Here is an 18869-nt window from a genome sequence, read left to right on the forward strand (position 1 = left end):
GGCTTATTGTCCTGCGAGTTGCTGAAGGGCTGTGATGACACGGTCGGCATCGGCGGTAGTCATATCCGGGAACAGCGGCAAAGAACAGATGCGTTCGCTATTCCATTCGGTATTCGGTAACGACAGCGTGGGAAAACGCTCGCGATAATATTTTTGTGTGTGAGCGGCGCGGAAATGTAACCCGGTACCAATGCCTCGTTCTTTTAACGCTTCCATCAACGCATCGCGACTGATACCACAACGTTGTTCATCGACACGAATAATAAACAGATGCCAGGCGTGAACGTGCGGCCAGGCGGGAAGGCTTAATGGCTGAAAGGGGAGAGCTGCCAGTGCTTGCTGATATTGCTGGGCAATTTCGCGCCGACGGGTGTTGAGGTGCTCTAATTTTGCTAACTGTGTCAGGGCAATTGCGGCGTTAATATCGGTCAGATTGTACTTATAGCCCGGTGTTAAGACTTCAGCCTGCGGTGCACGGCCCCAGGTTTGTCTGTCATAGGCATCGACACCCAGACCGTGAAATTTCAGCATCCGTAGCTGGCGGGCAAGGTTTTCATTATCAGTTACAATCAGGCCACCTTCCGCACAGGTAATATTTTTAATGGCATGAAATGAAAAAATAGCGGTACCTTTTGCGCCAATATGTCGCCCTTTGTAATACGTACCGACGGCATGGGCAGCATCTTCGATAACTGCGATGCCGTAACGTTCGCCAATGGCGCGAATGGCGTCAATATCTGCTGGCGCACCGGCATAATGCACCGGAATGATGGCTTTAGTGCGTGGCGTTATGGCTGACTCGATCGCTTCAGGCGTGACCATCAGCGTATCGCGGTCGACATCCACCATTACCGGCGTTGCACCCAACAAGGAAATCATATTGAGGGTTGAAACCCAGGTCAGGGAAGGCGTAATCACTTCATCGCCCTTGCCAATTTCCAACGCCATTAGCGTGATATGCATTCCGGCGGTGGCTGAACTGACCGCGATGGCATGCTGATTTCCCGTCAACTGGCAAAAGGCTTGCTCAAGCGCCTGATTCTTCGGACCGGTTGTGAGCCAACCGGATTCGAGAACCTCTTTAACTGCAGCGAGTTCCTCCACGCCCATTGCTGGTCGCGAAAAAGGCAAAAATTCTGACATTGCTTTTCCTTCCGCCATTGAATACCTGTCCACTTATATTTGCTATAAAGAGTGTTGTGTATATTTTGCCATTTGGAGCGAAATTTTAAGGATAGAATATTAACTTAACCTTAAGAAACTAATATTAGACGTAAATATTGAAATTTTTATATTTTTTCTTATTTAGGCTTTGCATTTGGCAAAATTTTGAGGCATTTTGCCGACATCGTAGGATTTTTAATATTACACCAACTGCTAATTATCGCCAGAAATGTCGCTCAATTTTACGGTAATTGTCTGGTTGCGCTTGTCTATAGGTGGAGTTTACGTGTTAGCTTTTTGCCGCTCATCATTGAAGTCAAAAAAATATTTCATCATTTTACTGGCGCTCGCTGCAATTGCCGGACTGGGTACTCATGCCGCCTGGAGTAGCAATGGTTTGCCACGTATCGACAATAAAACATTGGCCAGACTGGCACAGCAGCACCCGGTTGTCGTTTTGTTTCGCCATGCTGAACGTTGCGATCGTTCAACCAATCAATGCTTGTCAGATAAAACAGGTATTACGGTTAAAGGTACCCAGGATGCCCGTGAACTGGGCAACGCTTTTAGCGCTGACATCCCTGATTTCGATCTTTATTCCAGTAATACCGTCCGGACCATTCAGTCGGCGACCTGGTTTTCCGCGGGTAAAAAGCTGACGGTAGATAAACGACTTCTTCAGTGCGGTAATGAGATTTATAGTGCAATTAAGGACTTACAAAGCAAAGCGCCTGATAAAAATATCGTTATTTTCACCCATAATCATTGCCTGACATATATTGCTAAAAATAAGCGTGATGCGACATTTAAACCTGATTATCTGGATGGTTTAGTCATGCATGTGGAAAAAGGCAAAGTTTATCTGGATGGGGAATTCGTTAACCACTAAATTTTCAATCTGACAGCCAGTGATGGCTGTCATCATTGTTAAAGAAGACCTTTCAAACGTAACGTTTTTCGGGTGGCAACATTTAAATCATAATGCACCAGATCTTCAGGTTTTACCCACGCGTAGTCCTGAAACTCTTCGTTTATTTTCACTTCTCGGTTGGCAGAAACGCAGTCAAAAATCAGGTAAATCATATAAATCTCTTCCTTGCGACCATCTGCATACGTCTTGGTGCGAATATCATCGCTGAAGGTCCACGGCGTGATTTCTGTCAAAAGCAGCTGTTCTCCCAGTTCTTCGCGAATTTCGCGGCGTAGTGCCTCTTCAATTCGTTCGCCAGACTCCACGCCGCCACCCGAAAGCGCCCATTGACCGGGGAAAACGCCGCGATCGTCGGCCATTTTACACAGCAAATAAGCACCATCATTTTGAATCAAAGGGCATACAATAGTCCGTTGTCGCATAGGGGTATTCCTTATAAATAAAAAGAAACCATGAGAATACGGTAACTCAGAAATATGTGAAAGTGACAGTAATCTCTTTTGCAATGATAACTGCACTTATTATTATTTTTGTGTGTATCGGTAAAGTGTGTTTATTTTTTCGGCGTTTAATTATTTAAGAAGTATTTAGTTACAATAAGTGACTAGATCCCTTTTTTCGCTCATTGAATCCTCTGTGCCAGGCAGTACAATCCCGCAGCTTTGGGAATTTTGATTAATTGCTTGTGGGAAAGGGGATAATGAAAAAAATTGCGCTAGCAGGTCTGGCCGGAATGCTGTTGGTTTCTGCATCGGTCAATGCAATGAGCATCAGCGGCCAGGCGGGTAAAGAATACACCAATATTGGTGTCGGTTTTGGGACTGAATCGACGGGCCTGGCTTTAAGCGGTAACTGGACACATAACGACGACGACGGTGACGTCGCGGGCGTGGGGCTGGGGTTGAATCTGCCTCTCGGGCCGTTAATGGCGACCGTTGGCGGAAAAGGCGTTTACACCAACCCGAATTACGGCGATGAAGGTTATGCCGCAGCGGTAGGAGGTGGTTTGCAGTGGAAAATTGGCAACAGCTTCCGTTTGTTTGGCGAGTATTACTACTCTCCGGATTCGCTCTCCAGCGGTATTCAAAGTTATGAGGAAGCGAATGCTGGCGCGCGTTACACCATTATGCGTCCAGTCAGTATTGAGGCGGGTTATCGCTACCTGAATCTGTCGGGTAAAGACGGTAACCGCGACAACGCCGTGGCTGACGGCCCGTATGTTGGGGTTAACGCCAGTTTCTGATCCCTTCCGGCGCGGCATTCTGTCGCGCCATTCAGTTTCTTACTACGCCTTATCTCCCTTTGCGTTATAGTGATTCGATAACAAAAGCAGGAGATAACCATGTTAAAAGTGGAAATGCTATCCACCGGGGATGAAGTGTTACACGGGCAAATCGTTGACACTAACGCTGCCTGGCTGGCCGATTTTTTCTTTCATCAGGGGCTGCCATTATCTCGCCGCAATACGGTGGGGGATAACCTTGATGACTTAGTCACCATTCTTCGCGAACGTAGTCAGCACGCCGATGTGCTGATCGTTAACGGCGGGCTGGGACCGACCAGCGATGATTTAAGCGCACTCGCCGCTGCGACAGCAAAAGGTGAAGGCATGGTGCTGCATGAAGCCTGGCTCAAAGAGATGGAACGCTATTTCCACGAACGTGGACGAGTAATGGCACCGAGCAACCGTAAACAAGCGGAGCTGCCTGCCAGTGCTGAATTTATCAATAACCCGGTAGGCACCGCCTGTGGTTTTGCCGTGCAGCTTAATCGTTGCCTGATGTTCTTTACTCCCGGCGTACCGTCAGAATTTAAGGTGATGGTCGAGCACGAAATCCTGCCGCGTCTGCGCGAGCGTTTTTCTTTACCACAGCCGCCGGTTTGTCTGCGTTTAACTACCTTTGGTCGTTCGGAAAGCGATCTGGCACAAAGCCTGGACACTCTACAACTGCCGCCGGGCGTAACAATGGGCTATCGCTCTTCAATGCCGATTATCGAACTGAAACTCACCGGACCGGCAAGCGAGCAACAGGCGATGGAAAAACTGTGGCTGGACGTTAAACGTGTTGCCGGACAGAGCGTGATTTTCGAAGGCACCGAAGGACTGCCCGCGCAGATCAGTCGCGAATTGCAAAACCGCCAGTTCAGCCTGACGTTGAGCGAGCAATTCACCGGCGGTTTATTGGCTTTGCAACTTTCTCGCGCAGGTGCTCCATTGCTGGCGTGTGAAGTGGTTCCTTCACAGGAAGAAACCCTGGCGCAAACTGCGCACTGGATTACAGAACGGCGGGCCAACCATTTTGCCGGGCTGGCACTGGCTGTTTCGGGTTTCGAGAACGAGCATCTCAACTTTGCGCTAGCCACGCCAGACGGCACTTTCGCTCTGCGTGTGCGTTTCAGCACTACACGCTACAGCCTGGCTATCCGTCAGGAAGTGTGCGCAATGATGGCACTGAATATGCTGCGCCGTTGGTTAAACGGCCAGGACATCGCCAGTGAGCATGGCTGGATTGAGGTTGTTGAGTCCATGACCTTATCTGTCTGATTCCGCCACTCTGTGCCGGTTTACTGCACCGGCACATTCCCCCTCCGGCAAAACTTGTCCAACCCTCCCTACGGTGAGCGTGGTGTTGGGGCCAGTGTGGCACGGGCTGCGCGCTGGGGACGCATTGAGAATTACATGGCGCAAGTTAACGATTCACTTTGTCTGTTGGTGCAGGTGGAAAGTAAAACGGCACTGGATAACCTGGACGAGATCCTCGACGTCGAAGGGATTGATGGCGTGTTTATTGGACCAGCGGATCTTTCTGCGTCGTTGGGCTACCCGGATAACGCCGGGCACCCGGAAGTGCAGCGAATTATTGAAACCAGCATTCGGCGGATCCGTGCTGCGGGTAAAGCGGCTGGTTTTCTGGCTGTGGCTCCTGATATGGCGCAGCAATGCCTGGCGTGGGGAGCGAACTTTGTCGCTGTTGGCGTTGACACGATGCTCTACAGCGATGCCCTGGATCAACGACTGGCGATGTTTAAATCAGGCAAAAATGGGCCACGCATAAAAGGTAGTTATTGATATCAAAGGCCCATGGGGATCGGCTGTGGGCCTGTGTTAATTAGTGGTTATTCGCTGCCAGATCGGCTTCGCTTAGCTGGGTGGCCGCGAGCACCTGGTCACGATCAATGCCCTGTTCCAGCATGCGCAAAGCAATTTTAATGGCTTGTTCATGCATACCTTCCTGCCAGCCAATTTGATGCCCTTCCTGCCGTAGCCGTTCAGCAATAGTCATTAATCTCTCCTTTTGTAGTGGTGAACGTTCGGCAATCTCCTCAATAAAACGGGTGAAACGGGAGGTATCGCCGCATTGCAGCAGATAATTAAACAGTGTTTGTAGCTGGCTGTCATTAGTGAAGCCTCTAACCAAAAGCGTGGTGATCCTGTCGACCATGCCGATTAAATCGCGGTCGCGAATATGCTTTTGAATCAGTTCCAGCAGAGCTATACGCCGATGTTGCATGATCTCATCGTCAGGTACGATGGTGATATCCACCAACGGAAAAGCTTCGGTGTACAACTGCCGGGCAAGTTGCGGATCGTCAAACTCATCCAGCCAGTTAAGTGAGTACGGGTAGGGCGATGTTTCGCCATGATAAAACAGCAATGGCACCACCAGCGGAACTCTGTCATAGCCTTTATCCAGGTGACGCTGCATGGCGGCAGTGGCATAGCGCATTAGCCGAAAAGCCATATTCTTTTCTGCAGAGCTTTGATGTTCAATCACGCAGTAGATATAGCCGTCACCGTCGCTGGTTTCCACGGACCACAAAACATCCGAGTAGTAAGCGCGTAAACTTTTTTCAATAAAACTAGTGGGTTCCAGGCGTAAGGTTTGCAGGTTGCAAAGCTTGCGCAGTGGTTCTGGTAAATGTATTTCGAGAAAATCCCCTGCGGTTTCGGGTGTGAACATAAAGGTTTTAAACACCGCATCATGCGGGGAGGATGTTGTTGATTCGGTCATGGTTGTCCGTCACCTGATATTTATGATGACGCGACATTACGTCTATCCCGGGCCTTTGACATCTGTCAGTTTCAGCCTTTGCGAGACATTTTCAGAGGAATTTTCAAAGCGTTGCAACGCATACATGGTGCGTGGAATCGCGCTCGCAAAAATGCCCGATAAGCAATGTGCTTACCGGGCATCAAAAGGTCGGTTAAGCCAGCGCCTGGGCCAGTAGCGTAATCGGATGTTCGCAGCGAAGGCTCGTGGACATCTCAATCTGCCATTTGCAGGTTTCGCAGTCGGTGATGACCAGATCCGCGCCGCTCTCTTCTATCTGGCGGAACAGTGGCGCACCGATGGCTTGTGAGGTGGGGTAGTTCTCTTTTTTGAAACCGTAAGTACCCGCAATACCGCAGCACTGGGAATCCAGCACCGTTAACTCAAGCCCCGGGATTTTACGCAACAGCTCCAGGGTGTAGAGCGTCCAGCCCATTTTTTCCATATGGCACGGAGTGTGATAAACCACTTTCAGCGGCAGCGGTTTCAGCGGTAACGTTTTGCCTTCGTCCAGCTTGCGCCACAGCCAGCGGGTTGCCAGTTCGATATGATCGCGCAAGCCTTTGTTGTCGACATTCAGCACTTCCGGGTATTCGTCGCGCAGGGCAAATGTACAGGTTGAGGAGGTGGCAATCACCGGAATGCCTTTTACTCCCACAGCTTCGCGGATCGACTCTACATTCGTAATTGCCTGTTTGCGTGCTTTATCGGTAAAGCCGTTGGCGATTAGCGGTACGCCGCAGCATTTTTCTTTGCTGAGCAGTTGTACACCGGTACCCATTGCGTTGAGCACTTTAATTAAATCTTTACCTAACTGCGGATGGTTGTAGTTAACGAAGCAGCCGTGAAAGAAAGCGACCTGGTCTTTATATTGTGCTTGCTGAGCCGCTATGCTGCGATACCAGCGACGGAACGTGCCGAAGGAGTATTTCGGTAGCGTGCGGCGATGATCGATTTTTAACGCCGCATCAAGCAGCTGCCGCACCGGTTTCAGCGAGGTAGCGGTGTTGACGATTGGTGCGAACGGCGTGGAAACGCTACCCATCAGGTCGGTATGACTCAACACAAAATTACGCAGCGACGGGCGCGTGGTGTCATATTTTGCCCGCGCGCGCTGGATAATATCGCCAATCTTCACATCGGACGGGCAGGCGACTTCACAACGTTTGCAGTTGATGCAATATTTCAGCGCCTCGTCATACAGTGCGCCATCTTTCAAACGCAGACGCTCGCCATCCGGCCCGGCTTGTTTTGGCCCTGGATAACCGGGATTCACCCGGCTCACCGGGCAGGCGGTGGTGCAGACGGTGCACTTAATGCAGTTTTCGAAGCTGGTGTCGTTCATTGTTGGCCTCCTGCGCGTTGGGCAATCTGTTGAGCGGCATGTAAAGCACTGACGGCACAAACACCGCCGCCGCATCCCTGGGCGATGGGATCAAATCCGCCCAGCACCGAACCGATGGCAAACAGGTTCTCAATGGTTTGCCCTGCCTGCGACGGGCGTAGCGTCTCATCAGTGGTTACACCGAACTGCTGCCACGGTTGCGGCGCAAAAAAATCGCCCTTATACCATTCACCCCGCGTGGCGGTTTGTAGCACATCAAGGCCGAGAATCGGCTCGCGAATGCCGTTACGTTCCGCTACCAGTCCGCCACTAAAGAAACTGCCGCTGGCGAGAACCGCGAAACGTGGACGTAGCGGAATATCGGCGTGATTGCGGGTCCAGATTTCATTCACTACGCCATTTTTACAGGTCACTTTTTTCACTTCATCGCCCGGCATCCACACGCCACCCTGGCGCACAAACTGGCGCTGTAACTGGTTTTGCAGACGAATGCCCAGCACGGAAGGCGGCAGCGTTGGCAAAAGCATCAGTGAACAAGGTAGTTTTTCATTCAACCAACGCCACAGTTTGTCATCGGCCAGGCCGAAGCAGGCGGGCATCAGGATCATTTCGCAGGTATTGGCGACAGGAATAAGCGCATCAAGTAACAGCGGCCAGTTTTCTTCATTATCAAGGAAACGGGCGATATTCACAGCGCGAAATTCGGTGGCGTTATTGCGCAGGACATCCAGTTCCGGCAGCTCTATTTCTGCGGTTTCAACCGAAAGATCCAGTTCGCGCAACGAAGCCGCCGCAAGATGCGCCTGGAAATCCATCAGCCCGCTTATCCCCACTACACATATCTTCTTCGCGGGTAGCGGCCAGACGGGAACTTCTGGCGAACTTAACCAGGTTGCACGCAAAGTGCCGAGCGGGGTAACGCGCTGATGGGCCAGTTCCACGCTGCCCTGCAATTGCGCACCGCTTTCAGCGATCAATGCCTGCGCCTGGCAAGCGAGATCGAGCACGCGTTGTGGTTCGAGAAGACTGTAAGGATGGGCTGGTGCCTGCTGACGCAAAGATTCCAGTCCACTGTGAATGTCTGTCACCGGTTGACCATCAGGCAGATGGCTCAGCAAATCCAGCGAACCGGATGAGAAATGCAGCGCGCTTTGACCACGCGTGACAATGGCACAGCGCAGGCCGTGTTTTTGCAGTTGCAGGCCACAGAGTAATCCGGCGAGGCCGCCGCCCATAATGACAGTATCAAAGCGCATCTTTCTGCTCCTTCTCCAGACCACACAGTCCCTGATAAACCCAGCGGGTAAATTCGCTTTCGCGCAGTGCGTCTCCCCAGGCGATGGGTTGCACGCCTTTCCAGCGTTCGTTAAGGAAGGTGGAAAGTTGCTCGATAGATTGCGCGGACGTCGTGACGTTAAAACGTTGCAGCAGTCCGGCAGCGCGGCAGGCGCAGAGTTCGCCCTGGCAGGTACCCATCCCCACACGGGTACGACGGCGTAAATCCAGCAGGCTATTAACGTTTAAATTTTCTACCGCGTACTGAACTTCACCCGCAGTTACCGCTTCGCACTCACATACCAGGCTACGATGCAGACGGCCTTCGCTCAGCCAGGCAGGCGTGCGATCGCCATGACGATAAACCGCAGAACCGCGCAGCGGGGCAGGCAGGGAGATGACTTTACGCAAGGTAACTTCAGCGGGTTCTTGTGAACCAGGCAGTGCCAGATCGGCAGTCGTACAGGGGCGCGTGTTGCCCAGTTTGCGGCATACCGCGTCGGTAGCCCATTCAGCCATCAGCCGATAGGTCATCAGTTTGCCACCGGTGATGGTGATAAATCCGTCCAGACCATCGCGTTCAGCATGGTCGAGCAGCACGATGCCACGGCTGACGTTACGTCCGCTCGGGTCGTCATCGCTGGCAACCAGCGGGCGCACGCCAGAATAGGCCCGCAAAATGCGCGTTTTCGCCATCACGGGGGCCAGTTTTTCCCCTTCACGCAGCAGAATATCAACCTCTTCTGCCGTCACTCGATTATCGTCAATCTCGTTGTAATCAATACGTAAAGAGGTGGTACCAATCAGCGAAATGGTATCGCCAGGCACCAGAATATCGGCGTCGGAAGGTTTACGGCAGCGGTTGATCACATGCTGGTTAATGCGGTGATCCATGATCAGCAGCGATCCTTTCGCCGGGAACATGCGAATGCGCAGATCGGCATATTCGGCAATGTGTTGCCCCCAGATCCCAGCGGCATTAACCACGACAGGTGCATGAAGGGCCTGAGTTTCGCCGGTGAGATGATTACGTACACGAACACCGCACACCGTCGCGCCTTCACGAATCAGCCCCGTGACTTCATGAGCGGTAAGGATAACGGCACCGTGTTCTTTGGCATCCAGCATGTTTGCTGCGGTCAGACGAAATGGATCAACGGTGCCATCCGGAACTTTCACCGCGCCAATCAGTGCCGGGTTAACGGCAGGTTCGATAATGCGCGCTTGCTGCGGGTCTATAGCTTCTGCGCTGATCCCTGCTTCTTCGCAGGCGCGAATAAAAGTGGCCTGGAATGAGAGGTCATCTTCCGGCAGGGTGATAAACAGGCCGTTGGTTGGTTCAACGCAGTGACGTGCAATGCGTTTCAGGATCTGGTTTTCACTAATGCATTCGCGGGCCGATTCCGCATCGGTTACCGCATAGCGCGCACCGCTGTGCAGCAGGCCGTGGTTACGCCCGGTGGCACCGGTTGCGATGTCGTGGCGCTCAACCAAAATCACGCGCAGCCCGCGCAGGGCACAGTCGCGGGCAATCCCGGCTCCCGTTGCGCCGCCACCAATGATAATCACGTCACTTGATTGCGAGTCGCGAGTTTTCATTGTTATCCCTCTGAAGTTCGTTTTTTACCATTTAGCCATAGTAAAAACATGAATTGTTTGATTTCGCGCATATTCGCTCATAATTCGAAAGTGAAACGTGATTTCATGCGTCATTCTGAACATTTTGTAAATCTTATTTAATAATGTGTGCGGCAATTCACATTTAATTTCTGAATGTTTTCTTAACATCGCGGCAACTAAAGAAACGGCAGGTTCTCCCACTGAATCAGTCTGTTAATCATAAATAAGACCACGGGCCACGGAGGCTTTCAATGTTGAGTATTTTTAAACCAGCGCCACACAAAGCGCGCTTACCTGCTGCGGAGATCGATCCGACTTATCGTCGATTGCGCTGGCAAATTTTCCTGGGGATATTCTTTGGCTATGCGGCTTACTATTTGGTTCGTAAGAACTTTGCGCTTGCTATGCCTTATCTGGTTGAGCAGGGATTCTCACGCGGTGATTTAGGTTTTGCCCTTTCGGGGATCTCGATTGCTTATGGATTTTCGAAATTCATCATGGGTTCGGTATCGGATCGCTCGAATCCGCGCGTTTTCCTGCCCGCAGGTTTGATTCTGGCGGCGGCAGTGATGTTGTTTATGGGCTTTGTGCCATGGGCGACGTCGAGCATTGCGGTGATGTTTGTACTGTTGTTCCTCTGCGGTTGGTTCCAGGGGATGGGGTGGCCGCCGTGTGGTCGTACTATGGTGCACTGGTGGTCGCAGAAAGAACGTGGCGGCATTGTGTCAGTGTGGAACTGTGCGCACAACGTCGGTGGTGGTATTCCGCCGCTGCTGTTCCTGCTGGGGATGGCCTGGTTCAATGACTGGCATGCGGCGCTCTATATGCCTGCTTTCTGCGCCATTCTGGTGGCATTATTCGCCTTTGCGATGATGCGCGATACCCCGCAATCCTGTGGCTTGCCGCCGATCGAAGAGTACAAAAATGATTATCCGGACGACTATAACGAAAAAGCGGAACAGGAGCTGACGGCGAAGCAAATCTTCATGCAGTACGTACTGCCGAACAAACTGCTGTGGTATATCGCCATCGCCAACGTGTTCGTTTATCTGCTGCGTTACGGCATCCTCGACTGGTCACCGACTTATCTGAAAGAGGTTAAGCATTTCGCGCTGGATAAATCCTCCTGGGCCTACTTCCTTTATGAATATGCAGGTATTCCGGGCACTCTGCTGTGCGGCTGGATGTCGGATAAAGTCTTCCGTGGCAACCGTGGGGCAACCGGCGTTTTCTTTATGACACTGGTGACCATCGCGACTATCGTTTACTGGATGAACCCGGCAGGTAACCCAACCGTCGATATGATTTGTATGATTGTTATCGGCTTCCTGATCTACGGTCCTGTGATGCTGATCGGTCTGCATGCGCTGGAACTGGCACCGAAAAAAGCGGCAGGTACGGCAGCGGGCTTTACCGGGCTGTTTGGTTACCTGGGCGGTTCGGTGGCGGCGAGCGCGATTGTTGGCTACACCGTGGACTTCTTCGGCTGGGATGGCGGCTTTATGGTAATGATTGGCGGCAGCATTCTGGCGGTTATCTTGTTGATTGTTGTGATGATTGGCGAAAAACGTCGCCATGAACAATTACTGCAAAAACGCAACGGAGGCTAATGGCATGAAATTGACGCTGAAAAACCTTAGCATGGCGATCATGATGAGCACTATAGTCATGGGAAGCAGTGCAATGGCGGCGGACAGCAACGAAAAAATAGTCATCGCCCATCGCGGTGCCAGTGGATATTTGCCGGAGCATACGCTGCCAGCAAAAGCGATGGCGTATGCGCAGGGAGCGGATTATCTGGAACAGGATTTGGTGATGACCAAAGACGACCATCTGGTTGTTCTGCATGACCATTATCTCGATCGTGTTACTGATGTTGCCGATCGTTTCCCGGATCGGGCGCGCAAAGACGGTCGTTACTACGCGATAGATTTCACGCTGGATGAAATTAAGTCGCTGAAATTTACCGAAGGTTTCGATATTGAAAACGGTAAAAAAGTGCAGACTTATCCGGGGCGTTTCCCAATGGGTAAGTCCGACTTCCGGGTGCACACCTTTGAAGAAGAGATTGAATTTGTTCAGGGGTTAAATCACTCTACCGGGAAAAATATCGGTATTTATCCTGAAATCAAAGCGCCGTGGTTCCATCATCAGGAAGGGAAGGATATTGCGGCAAAAACGCTGGAAGTGCTGAAGAAATATGGTTACACCGGTAAGGACGACAAAGTTTATTTGCAATGTTTTGATGCTGATGAGCTGAAGCGTATTAAGAATGAGCTGGAACCTAAAATGGGCATGGATCTCAATCTGGTACAGTTGATTGCCTATACCGACTGGAATGAAACGCAGCAGAAACAGCCGGATGGAAGCTGGGTTAATTACAACTACGACTGGATGTTTAAGCCGGGTGCTATGAAACAGGTGGCGGAATATGCCGACGGTATCGGGCCGGATTACCATATGTTGATTGAGGAAACATCGCAGCCGGGTAATATCAAACTCACTGGCATGGTGCAAGATGCTCAGCAGAATAAACTGGTAGTGCATCCTTATACCGTGCGGTCAGATAAACTGCCTGAATACACTACTGATGTGAATCAGTTATATGATGCTCTGTATAACAAAGCGGGTGTAAATGGGCTGTTTACTGATTTCCCTGATAAGGCAGTAAAATTCCTTAATAAAGAGTAATGCTACTGCAGGATGGCGTTCATGCGCCATCCTGTCTCACATCAAATTTTTCCATTCACCACGAGTTGTTCCGTACACGTTTGTAGTAAAAACAGTGGACTGCCTTCTACCGGCTTTTCTTTAGCCAGCAACGAAATCTGTCGATAGAAAGTTGGTTCGAGAGGAACGGAACACAATTCACCTGCAATGCTTTTCAGCGTTAACTCTGGTTGTAAGGCGATGCCTAATCCCTGTCGAATAAAATTCATCGCTGTATCCGCCTGATTAAATTCACATTTTATCTGCTGGGCGCACTATTAGTGGTAGTGGCTGGTGGAATCTATGCGCTGCAAATGAAGGGTAAAAGCGGTGTCAAGCTAGTAGTGGCAAAAGAAATTCATTAATACGACACGTTTCATTAAGATTTTCCTCAGGTAACCACCTATAGTCATTGTCGTTAATAAAAATAACAGGCGATAGGGTATGGCAGTTTCAGCAAAGTACGACGAATTTAATCACTGGTGGGCAACAGAGGGCGACTGGGTTGAAGAGCCTAACTATCGCCGTAATGGTATGAGCGGGGTGCAATGCGTCGAGCGCAACGGCAAAAAGCTGTATGTAAAGCGCATGACGCATCATCTGTTTCATTCCGTACGTTATCCGTTCGGCCGACCAACGATTGTCCGTGAGGTTGCGGTAATTAAAGAACTGGAACGGGCCGGTGTCATCGTGCCGAAGATCGTTTTTGGTGAAGCGGTGAAAATTGAGGGTGAATGGCGAGCGTTGCTGGTGACTGAAGATATGGCGGGGTTCATCAGCATTGCTGACTGGTATGCCCAGCATGCAGTATCGCCTTATTCTGACGAAGTACGGCAAGCCATGTTGAAAGCAGTGGCGCTGGCGTTTAAGAAAATGCATAGCATTAATCGTCAGCATGGCTGTTGTTATGTTCGCCATATCTATGTGAAAACAGAAGGTAATGCAGAAGCTGGTTTTCTTGACCTGGAGAAAAGTCGTCGCCGCTTGCGTCGCGATAAAGCGATTAATCATGACTTCCGCCAGCTGGAAAAATATCTGGAGCCAATCCCCAAAGCGGACTGGGAGCAGGTGAAAGCGTATTACTACGCCATGTAATCGTTGTAGGCCAGATAAGACGCATAAGCGTTGTATCTGGCACTACAACCAATTCACATCTCGATTTCAATATCGCCTTTTGCCCGGCAACAACAGGGCAAAATTTCCCCCGGCTGAATAAAGGCTAACGGTTCGGCAATCCAGTCAACCTGACCTGCAACCAGACGGGTGCGACAGGAGCCGCAGTAACCTTCGCGACACTGATACTCAACCGCCACATTGTGGGATTCCAGCGCCGCCAGAAGGGAAGGGTGTTCATCCTGGCACAGCAGTTGTGTGCCAGTGATGCGCAGGGTAACGCGGGCCATCAGAGTTGGAAGTTACTCAAATCGTCGGTGTCCACTTCCGCGTCAATCTGCCCGACCAGATAAGAACTGACTTCCACTTCCTGCGGAGCAACCTGCACGTTATCAGACACCAGCCAGGTGTTGATCCATGGGATCGGGTTGGAGCGCGTCTGGAACGGCAGATCCAAACCGACTGCCTGCATACGGATATTGGTGATGTATTCAACGTACTGGCAGAGAATGTCTTTATTCAGACCAATCATCGAACCGTCGCGGAACAGATAATCCGCCCAGTCTTTCTCCTGTTGAGCTGCCTGAACAAACAGGTCATAGCACTCCTGCTTACACTCTTCGGCAATTTCCGCCATCTCAGGATCGTCCGCGCCGCTGCGCAGCAGATTCAGCATATGCTGGGTGCCGGTCAGGTGCAGGGCTTCGTCGCGGGCAATCAGGCGAATAATTTTGGCGTTGCCTTCCATCAATTCGCGTTCTGCAAATGCGAAGGAACAAGCAAAGCTGACGTAGAAACGAATCGCTTCCAGCGCGTTAACGCTCATCAGGCAGAGATACAGTTTTTTCTTCAGCTCGCGCAGGCTAACGGTCACAGTTTTACCGTTAACGGTGTGGGTGCCTTCGCCCAGAAGGTGCCAGTAGCTGGTCATTTCGATCAGTTCATCGTAATAGCTGGAGATCCCTTCCGCACGTTTCTGGATCTGCTCGTTGGTGACGATATCGTCAAACACAACAGACGGATCGTTAACGATATTACGAATGATATGAGTATAGGAACGGGAATGAATCGTTTCTGAGAACGCCCAGGTTTCGACCCAGGTTTCCAGTTCCGGAATAGAAATAAGCGGCAATAGCGCCACGTTCGGACTACGACCCTGAATGGAGTCCAGCAGCGTCTGATATTTCAGGTTGCTGATAAAGATGTGTTTTTCGTGCTCCGGCAGCGCCTGGTAATCGATACGGTCGCGGGAGACGTCAACTTCTTCCGGACGCCAGAAGAAAGAGAGCTGCTTTTCGATCAGCTTTTCGAAGATGTCATATTTTTGCTGATCGTAGCGAGCCACGTTGACCGGCTGACCAAAAAACATCGGTTCTTTAAGCTGATCATTTTTCGTCTGTGAAAAGGTGGTATATGCCATGAGTGTGTCCTGTGGTTTTATTACCCCTCACCCTAACCCTCTCCCGCAAGGGGAGAGGGGACGGTTTGGTGCAAAGGCTGGGGGATTATCAGATCTTACATGCGCCGCTTTCGCAGCCATCGTCCTGGATTGACGGCACCAGATCGTCCTGCGCGTCTTCAGCGCCGTCACGGGTGTTCTGATAATACAGCGTTTTGACCCCGAATTTGTAGGCGGTGAGCAGGTCTTTCAGCAACTGCTGCATCGGCACTTTTCCTGACGGGAAACGTGACGGATCGTAGTTGGTGTTAGCAGAGATCGACTGATCGATAAATTTCTGCATGATACCTACCAGTTGCAGGTAGCCATCGTTACCCGGCATTTCCCACAGCAGCTCATAGGCGTCGTGCAGGTGCTCGTAGTCCGGCACCACCTGGCGCAAAATACCGTCTTTCGACGCTTTGATGCTGACGTAACCGCGCGGCGGTTCAATACCGTTAGTGGCGTTAGAGATCTGCGAAGAGGTCTCGGACGGCATCAGGGCAGAAAGCGTGGAGTTACGCAGGCCGTGCGTTTTGATTGATTCACGCAATGCTTCCCAGTCGTAATGCAGCGGCTCATTAGCGATGGCATCCAGATCTTTCTTATAGGTATCGATCGGCAGGATCCCTTTCGCGTAAGTGGTTTCGTTAAACCACGGGCACGCGCCTTGCTCTTTAGCCAGCTCATTAGACGCTTTCAGCAGGTAATACTGAATCGCTTCGAAGGTTTTATGCGTCAGGTTGTTGGCGCTGCCGTCGGAGTAGCGTTTACCGTGCTTCGCCAGATAGTAAGCGAAGTTAATCACACCAATACCCAGCGTACGACGCCCCATCGCTCCACGTTTGGCGGCCGGGATCGGGTAATCCTGATAATCCAGCAGCGCGTCAAGTGCACGAACCGCCAGAATTGCCAGCTCTTCCAGTTCATCCAGGCTATTAATTGCGCCCAGGTTGAAAGCAGACAGCGTACACAGCGCGATTTCACCGTTCTCGTCGTTGACGTCGTTCAGCGGTTTGGTCGGCAGGGCTATCTCCAGGCACAGGTTAGACTGACGCACTGGCGCGATGGCCGGATCAAACGGGCTATGGGTATTGCAGTGGTCAACGTTCTGAATATAGATACGACCGGTAGACGCACGTTCCTGCATCATCAGCGAGAACAGCTCAACGGCTTTCACACGCTGCTTGCGGATGCTGTCGTCTTTCTCATATTTGGTATACAGGCGTTCAAACTCTTCCTGATCGGCGAAGAATGCGTCGTACAGCCCCGGTACGTCGGACGGGCTGAACAGGGTGATATCTTCACCTTTCAGCAGGCGGGTATACATCAGTTTGTTGATCTGTACCCCGTAGTCCATATGGCGCACGCGGTTGCCTTCCACACCACGGTTGTTTTTCAACACCAGCAGGCTTTCCACTTCCAGATGCCACATCGGGTAGAACAGCGTTGCCGCACCGCCGCGCACGCCGCCCTGAGAGCAGGATTTCACCGCTGTCTGGAAATGTTTGTAGAACGGAATACAGCCGGTATGGAACGCTTCACCACCGCGAATCGGGCTACCCAGCGCACGAATACGCCCGGCGTTGATGCCGATCCCGGCACGCTGGGAAACGTATTTCACAATCGCGCTGGAGGTAGCGTTGATGGAATCCAGACTGTCACCGCACTCGATCAGTACGCAGGAGCTGAACTGACGAGTCGGGGTACGCACGCCGGACATGATTGGCGTCGGCAGCGAAATTTTAAATGTGGAAACCGCGTCGTAAAAACGCTTCACATATTGCAGGCGCGTTTCACGCGGGTAGTTCGAGAACAGGCACGCGGCAACCAGAATATAAAGGAACTGGGCGCTTTCGTAGATTTCGCCGGTCACGCGGTTCTGTACCAGATATTTGCCTTCCAGCTGCTTAACGGCAGCATAAGAGAAGGTCATATCACGGTCGTGATCGATAAACGTGTCCATCTGCTTGAACTCTTCTTCCGTGTAGTCTTCCAGCAGATGATTATCGTATTTGCCCATCTCGACCATTTTCACCACGTGGTCGTACAGCGCAGGCGGCTCAAACTGGCCGTAGGCTTTTTTACGCAGGTGGAAGATCGCCAGGCGCGCGGCGAGATACTGATAATCCGGCGCATCACGGGAGATCAGGTCTGCGGCCGCCTTGATAATGGTTTCGTGGATGTCAGAGGTCTTGATACCGTCATAAAACTGAATGTGGGAGCGCAGCTCGACCTGGGAAATCGAAACGTTATGCAGTCCTTCTGCCGCCCAATCCAGAACGCGATGGATTTTGTCGAGATTGATGCGCTCTGTGCTACCGTCGCGCTTTGTCACCAGCAGATTCTGATTCATGTATGTCGTACCTGTTTTTGGAATTCTTTCCGCAATAGTTTCATGCAGACTACCTGTAGTACGGGAAGCTGCTTAGAACACTATATATAGGGGGTATGTTTGGGATTCACTGCAAGATAGTGTGAAAATGGCCCTCTTGCAAGTGCATAACTTTGTGGATAACTCAGGAAGGAAAAAGTGGCTTTCGCGCACCTTAGGTCAGACAAGGTGTCCGGGAAAGTCAATGGGAAGAGAAAAATTTGTTAAAAATAACTGTTCGGCGATTTCTTGAACGGCAGAATAGGTTGGATAAATTGATATAGATGGTTTATTAATCTTTTTGCTAATGATTGCAAAAATTGATCTAAGCACGAGTCATCACATAATCTGATGTATCAGTTGTGGTCAATATATAAACGAATGTAAGCGATTGTTGATGTCGAAATGGTTGTTTTCTATTCGGTTATTGTTAAATGCGAAGCCATTTTGTTAATTTACCTTATATTATAAGAAAATTATTCATTACTTTAATTTAGTTTAAATATAACTGGTATCCCTTAAGGTTATTAACTTGAATTATGACGCACTGATATTATTCATCAAATAATAACAAAATAGCCATTGCATCGGGTTGGACAATTTACAAAAGAAAGATTGGATTTGCCCCTATATTTCCAGACACCTGTTATCACTTAACCCATTACTGGCCTGCTGCCGCAGATATTCCCGTGGCGAGCGATAACCCAGTGCACTATGCGGGTGCCATTCGTTATAATGCTCGAACGCCTCTGCAAGGTTCTTTGCTGCCGTTAACCCGTCTGGTTTAGGCATGATACTGATGTAGTCACGCTTTATCGTTTTCACGAAGCTCTCTGCTATGCCGTTAC

Annotated in this window: 17 protein-coding genes and 3 pseudogenes; 9 read left to right on the plus strand and 11 right to left on the minus strand. The window is 50.7% G+C overall.

The window, feature by feature from the left end:
- Nucleotides 1–3: 3 nt before the first annotated feature.
- Nucleotides 4–1143 carry a UDP-4-amino-4-deoxy-L-arabinose aminotransferase gene (gene arnB, locus ACJHXA_RS10285; protein WP_001342601.1) on the minus strand — a complete coding sequence of 380 codons (1140 nt, stop codon included), beginning with the start codon at nucleotides 1141–1143 and terminating at the stop codon, nucleotides 4–6.
- A 307-nt stretch (nucleotides 1144–1450) separates the two neighbouring features.
- Here arnB and ais point away from each other — a divergent pair, with 307 nt between their 5' ends.
- Nucleotides 1451–2053, plus strand: a complete 603-nt coding sequence (ais, locus tag ACJHXA_RS10290; RefSeq protein WP_001297077.1) for a lipopolysaccharide core heptose(II)-phosphate phosphatase Ais — start codon at nucleotides 1451–1453, stop codon at nucleotides 2051–2053.
- 38 nt (nucleotides 2054–2091) lie between these two features.
- Here ais and nudI read toward each other — a convergent pair whose 3' ends face one another.
- Nucleotides 2092–2517, minus strand: coding sequence for a nucleoside triphosphatase NudI (nudI, locus tag ACJHXA_RS10295; protein ID WP_001249889.1), 426 nt, complete (start codon nucleotides 2515–2517; stop codon nucleotides 2092–2094).
- 278 nt (nucleotides 2518–2795) lie between these two features.
- Between nudI and ACJHXA_RS10300 the strand changes: the two genes are divergently transcribed.
- The 3 genes and pseudogenes from ACJHXA_RS10300 to ACJHXA_RS10310 all read left to right on the plus strand — a co-directional run.
- On the plus strand, nucleotides 2796–3338 hold the full coding sequence (locus ACJHXA_RS10300; protein ID WP_000717009.1) for a YfaZ family outer membrane protein: 543 nt from the start codon (nucleotides 2796–2798) through the stop codon (nucleotides 3336–3338).
- Nucleotides 3339–3437: 99 nt separating this feature from the next.
- A complete protein-coding gene (locus ACJHXA_RS10305) occupies nucleotides 3438–4640 on the plus strand; it encodes a nicotinamide mononucleotide deamidase-related protein YfaY (protein ID WP_000921643.1) in 1203 nt (400 codons plus the stop codon).
- 63 nt (nucleotides 4641–4703) lie between these two features.
- Nucleotides 4704–5165: pseudogene (locus ACJHXA_RS10310) on the plus strand (aldolase/citrate lyase family protein); the annotation flags it as partial.
- Between the two features lie 40 nt (nucleotides 5166–5205).
- Here the strand turns inward: ACJHXA_RS10310 and ACJHXA_RS10315 are convergent.
- From ACJHXA_RS10315 to glpA, 4 genes are all read right to left on the minus strand, one after another.
- Entirely contained in the window at nucleotides 5206–6108 is a 903-nt protein-coding gene (locus ACJHXA_RS10315) for an ISNCY family transposase (RefSeq protein WP_000140553.1), read from the minus strand.
- Between the two features lie 193 nt (nucleotides 6109–6301).
- Nucleotides 6302–7492 carry an anaerobic glycerol-3-phosphate dehydrogenase subunit GlpC gene (gene glpC, locus ACJHXA_RS10320; RefSeq protein WP_001000358.1) on the minus strand — a complete coding sequence of 397 codons (1191 nt, stop codon included), beginning with the start codon at nucleotides 7490–7492 and terminating at the stop codon, nucleotides 6302–6304.
- Complete coding sequence (gene glpB, locus ACJHXA_RS10325; protein ID WP_001209921.1) at nucleotides 7489–8748, minus strand: glycerol-3-phosphate dehydrogenase subunit GlpB; 1260 nt, start codon at nucleotides 8746–8748, stop codon at nucleotides 7489–7491. The genes glpC and glpB overlap by 4 nt, the downstream gene beginning before the upstream one ends.
- On the minus strand, nucleotides 8738–10366 hold the full coding sequence (gene glpA, locus ACJHXA_RS10330; RefSeq protein WP_000857257.1) for an anaerobic glycerol-3-phosphate dehydrogenase subunit A: 1629 nt from the start codon (nucleotides 10364–10366) through the stop codon (nucleotides 8738–8740). Before glpA ends, glpB begins: the two co-directional genes overlap by 11 nt.
- A 272-nt stretch (nucleotides 10367–10638) precedes the next feature.
- Here glpA and glpT point away from each other — a divergent pair, with 272 nt between their 5' ends.
- On the plus strand, nucleotides 10639–11997 hold the full coding sequence (glpT, locus tag ACJHXA_RS10335) for a glycerol-3-phosphate transporter (RefSeq protein ID WP_000948732.1): 1359 nt from the start codon (nucleotides 10639–10641) through the stop codon (nucleotides 11995–11997).
- 4 nt (nucleotides 11998–12001) lie between these two features.
- On the plus strand, nucleotides 12002–13078 hold the full coding sequence (gene glpQ, locus ACJHXA_RS10340; RefSeq protein ID WP_000779084.1) for a glycerophosphodiester phosphodiesterase: 1077 nt from the start codon (nucleotides 12002–12004) through the stop codon (nucleotides 13076–13078).
- A 41-nt stretch (nucleotides 13079–13119) separates the two neighbouring features.
- On the opposite strand, the pseudogene ACJHXA_RS10345 reads toward glpQ, so the two are convergent.
- A pseudogene (locus ACJHXA_RS10345) lies at nucleotides 13120–13362 on the minus strand (LysR family transcriptional regulator); the annotation flags it as partial.
- On the opposite strand from ACJHXA_RS10345, the pseudogene ACJHXA_RS10350 reads away from it, so the two are divergent.
- Both ACJHXA_RS10350 and inaA read left to right on the plus strand, forming a co-directional pair.
- Nucleotides 13357–13461, plus strand: a pseudogene (locus ACJHXA_RS10350) (hypothetical protein); the annotation flags it as partial. The pseudogenes ACJHXA_RS10345 and ACJHXA_RS10350 sit on opposite strands and share 6 nt — an antisense overlap.
- A 79-nt stretch (nucleotides 13462–13540) precedes the next feature.
- Nucleotides 13541–14191, plus strand: a complete 651-nt coding sequence (gene inaA, locus ACJHXA_RS10355) for a lipopolysaccharide kinase InaA (protein ID WP_000301050.1) — start codon at nucleotides 13541–13543, stop codon at nucleotides 14189–14191.
- Nucleotides 14192–14244: 53 nt separating this feature from the next.
- On the opposite strand, the gene yfaE is transcribed toward inaA, so the two are convergent.
- The 3 genes from yfaE to nrdA all read right to left on the minus strand — a co-directional run bounded on the left by yfaE (nucleotide 14245) and on the right by nrdA (nucleotide 18003).
- Nucleotides 14245–14499, minus strand: a complete 255-nt coding sequence (gene yfaE, locus ACJHXA_RS10360; protein ID WP_000135040.1) for a ferredoxin-like diferric-tyrosyl radical cofactor maintenance protein YfaE — start codon at nucleotides 14497–14499, stop codon at nucleotides 14245–14247.
- Entirely contained in the window at nucleotides 14499–15629 is a 1131-nt protein-coding gene (gene nrdB, locus ACJHXA_RS10365) for a class Ia ribonucleoside-diphosphate reductase subunit beta (protein ID WP_000332036.1), read from the minus strand. Before nrdB ends, yfaE begins: the two co-directional genes overlap by 1 nt.
- An 88-nt stretch (nucleotides 15630–15717) precedes the next feature.
- Nucleotides 15718–18003 (minus strand): class 1a ribonucleoside-diphosphate reductase subunit alpha, encoded by a 2286-nt coding sequence (nrdA, locus tag ACJHXA_RS10370; RefSeq protein ID WP_001075170.1) that lies wholly within the window; start codon nucleotides 18001–18003, stop codon nucleotides 15718–15720.
- Between the two features lie 127 nt (nucleotides 18004–18130).
- On the opposite strand from nrdA, the gene ypaB reads away from it, so the two are divergent.
- Nucleotides 18131–18274, plus strand: a complete 144-nt coding sequence (gene ypaB / locus ACJHXA_RS10375; RefSeq protein WP_001300064.1) for a protein YpaB — start codon at nucleotides 18131–18133, stop codon at nucleotides 18272–18274.
- 374 nt (nucleotides 18275–18648) lie between these two features.
- On the opposite strand, the gene ACJHXA_RS10380 is transcribed toward ypaB, so the two are convergent.
- Nucleotides 18649–18869 (minus strand): integrase core domain-containing protein (locus ACJHXA_RS10380; protein WP_025653426.1); only part of this gene is annotated, 221 nt, incomplete at its 5' end.

The organism is Escherichia sp. WS33 (assembly GCF_046486385.1).
Taxonomy (GTDB): domain Bacteria; phylum Pseudomonadota; class Gammaproteobacteria; order Enterobacterales; family Enterobacteriaceae; genus ECMA0423.

Bases quoted from the DNA above. Each gene is read 5' to 3' on its own strand.
- arnB (WP_001342601.1), bottom strand. From the start codon at position 1,143: ATGTCAGAATTTTTGCCTTTTTCGCGACCAGCAATGGGCGTGGAGGAA.
- nudI (WP_001249889.1), bottom strand. From the start codon at position 2,517: ATGCGACAACGGACTATTGTATGCCCTTTGATTCAAAATGATGGTGCT.
- ACJHXA_RS10300 (WP_000717009.1), top strand. From the start codon at position 2,796: ATGAAAAAAATTGCGCTAGCAGGTCTGGCCGGAATGCTGTTGGTTTCT.
- ACJHXA_RS10305 (WP_000921643.1), top strand. From the start codon at position 3,438: ATGTTAAAAGTGGAAATGCTATCCACCGGGGATGAAGTGTTACACGGG.
- ACJHXA_RS10315 (WP_000140553.1), bottom strand. From the start codon at position 6,108: ATGACCGAATCAACAACATCCTCCCCGCATGATGCGGTGTTTAAAACC.
- glpC (WP_001000358.1), bottom strand. From the start codon at position 7,492: ATGAACGACACCAGCTTCGAAAACTGCATTAAGTGCACCGTCTGCACC.
- glpB (WP_001209921.1), bottom strand. From the start codon at position 8,748: ATGCGCTTTGATACTGTCATTATGGGCGGCGGCCTCGCCGGATTACTC.
- glpA (WP_000857257.1), bottom strand. From the start codon at position 10,366: ATGAAAACTCGCGACTCGCAATCAAGTGACGTGATTATCATTGGTGGC.
- glpT (WP_000948732.1), top strand. From the start codon at position 10,639: ATGTTGAGTATTTTTAAACCAGCGCCACACAAAGCGCGCTTACCTGCT.
- glpQ (WP_000779084.1), top strand. From the start codon at position 12,002: ATGAAATTGACGCTGAAAAACCTTAGCATGGCGATCATGATGAGCACT.
- inaA (WP_000301050.1), top strand. From the start codon at position 13,541: ATGGCAGTTTCAGCAAAGTACGACGAATTTAATCACTGGTGGGCAACA.
- yfaE (WP_000135040.1), bottom strand. From the start codon at position 14,499: ATGGCCCGCGTTACCCTGCGCATCACTGGCACACAACTGCTGTGCCAG.
- nrdB (WP_000332036.1), bottom strand. From the start codon at position 15,629: ATGGCATATACCACCTTTTCACAGACGAAAAATGATCAGCTTAAAGAA.
- nrdA (WP_001075170.1), bottom strand. From the start codon at position 18,003: ATGAATCAGAATCTGCTGGTGACAAAGCGCGACGGTAGCACAGAGCGC.
- ypaB (WP_001300064.1), top strand. From the start codon at position 18,131: ATGGCCCTCTTGCAAGTGCATAACTTTGTGGATAACTCAGGAAGGAAA.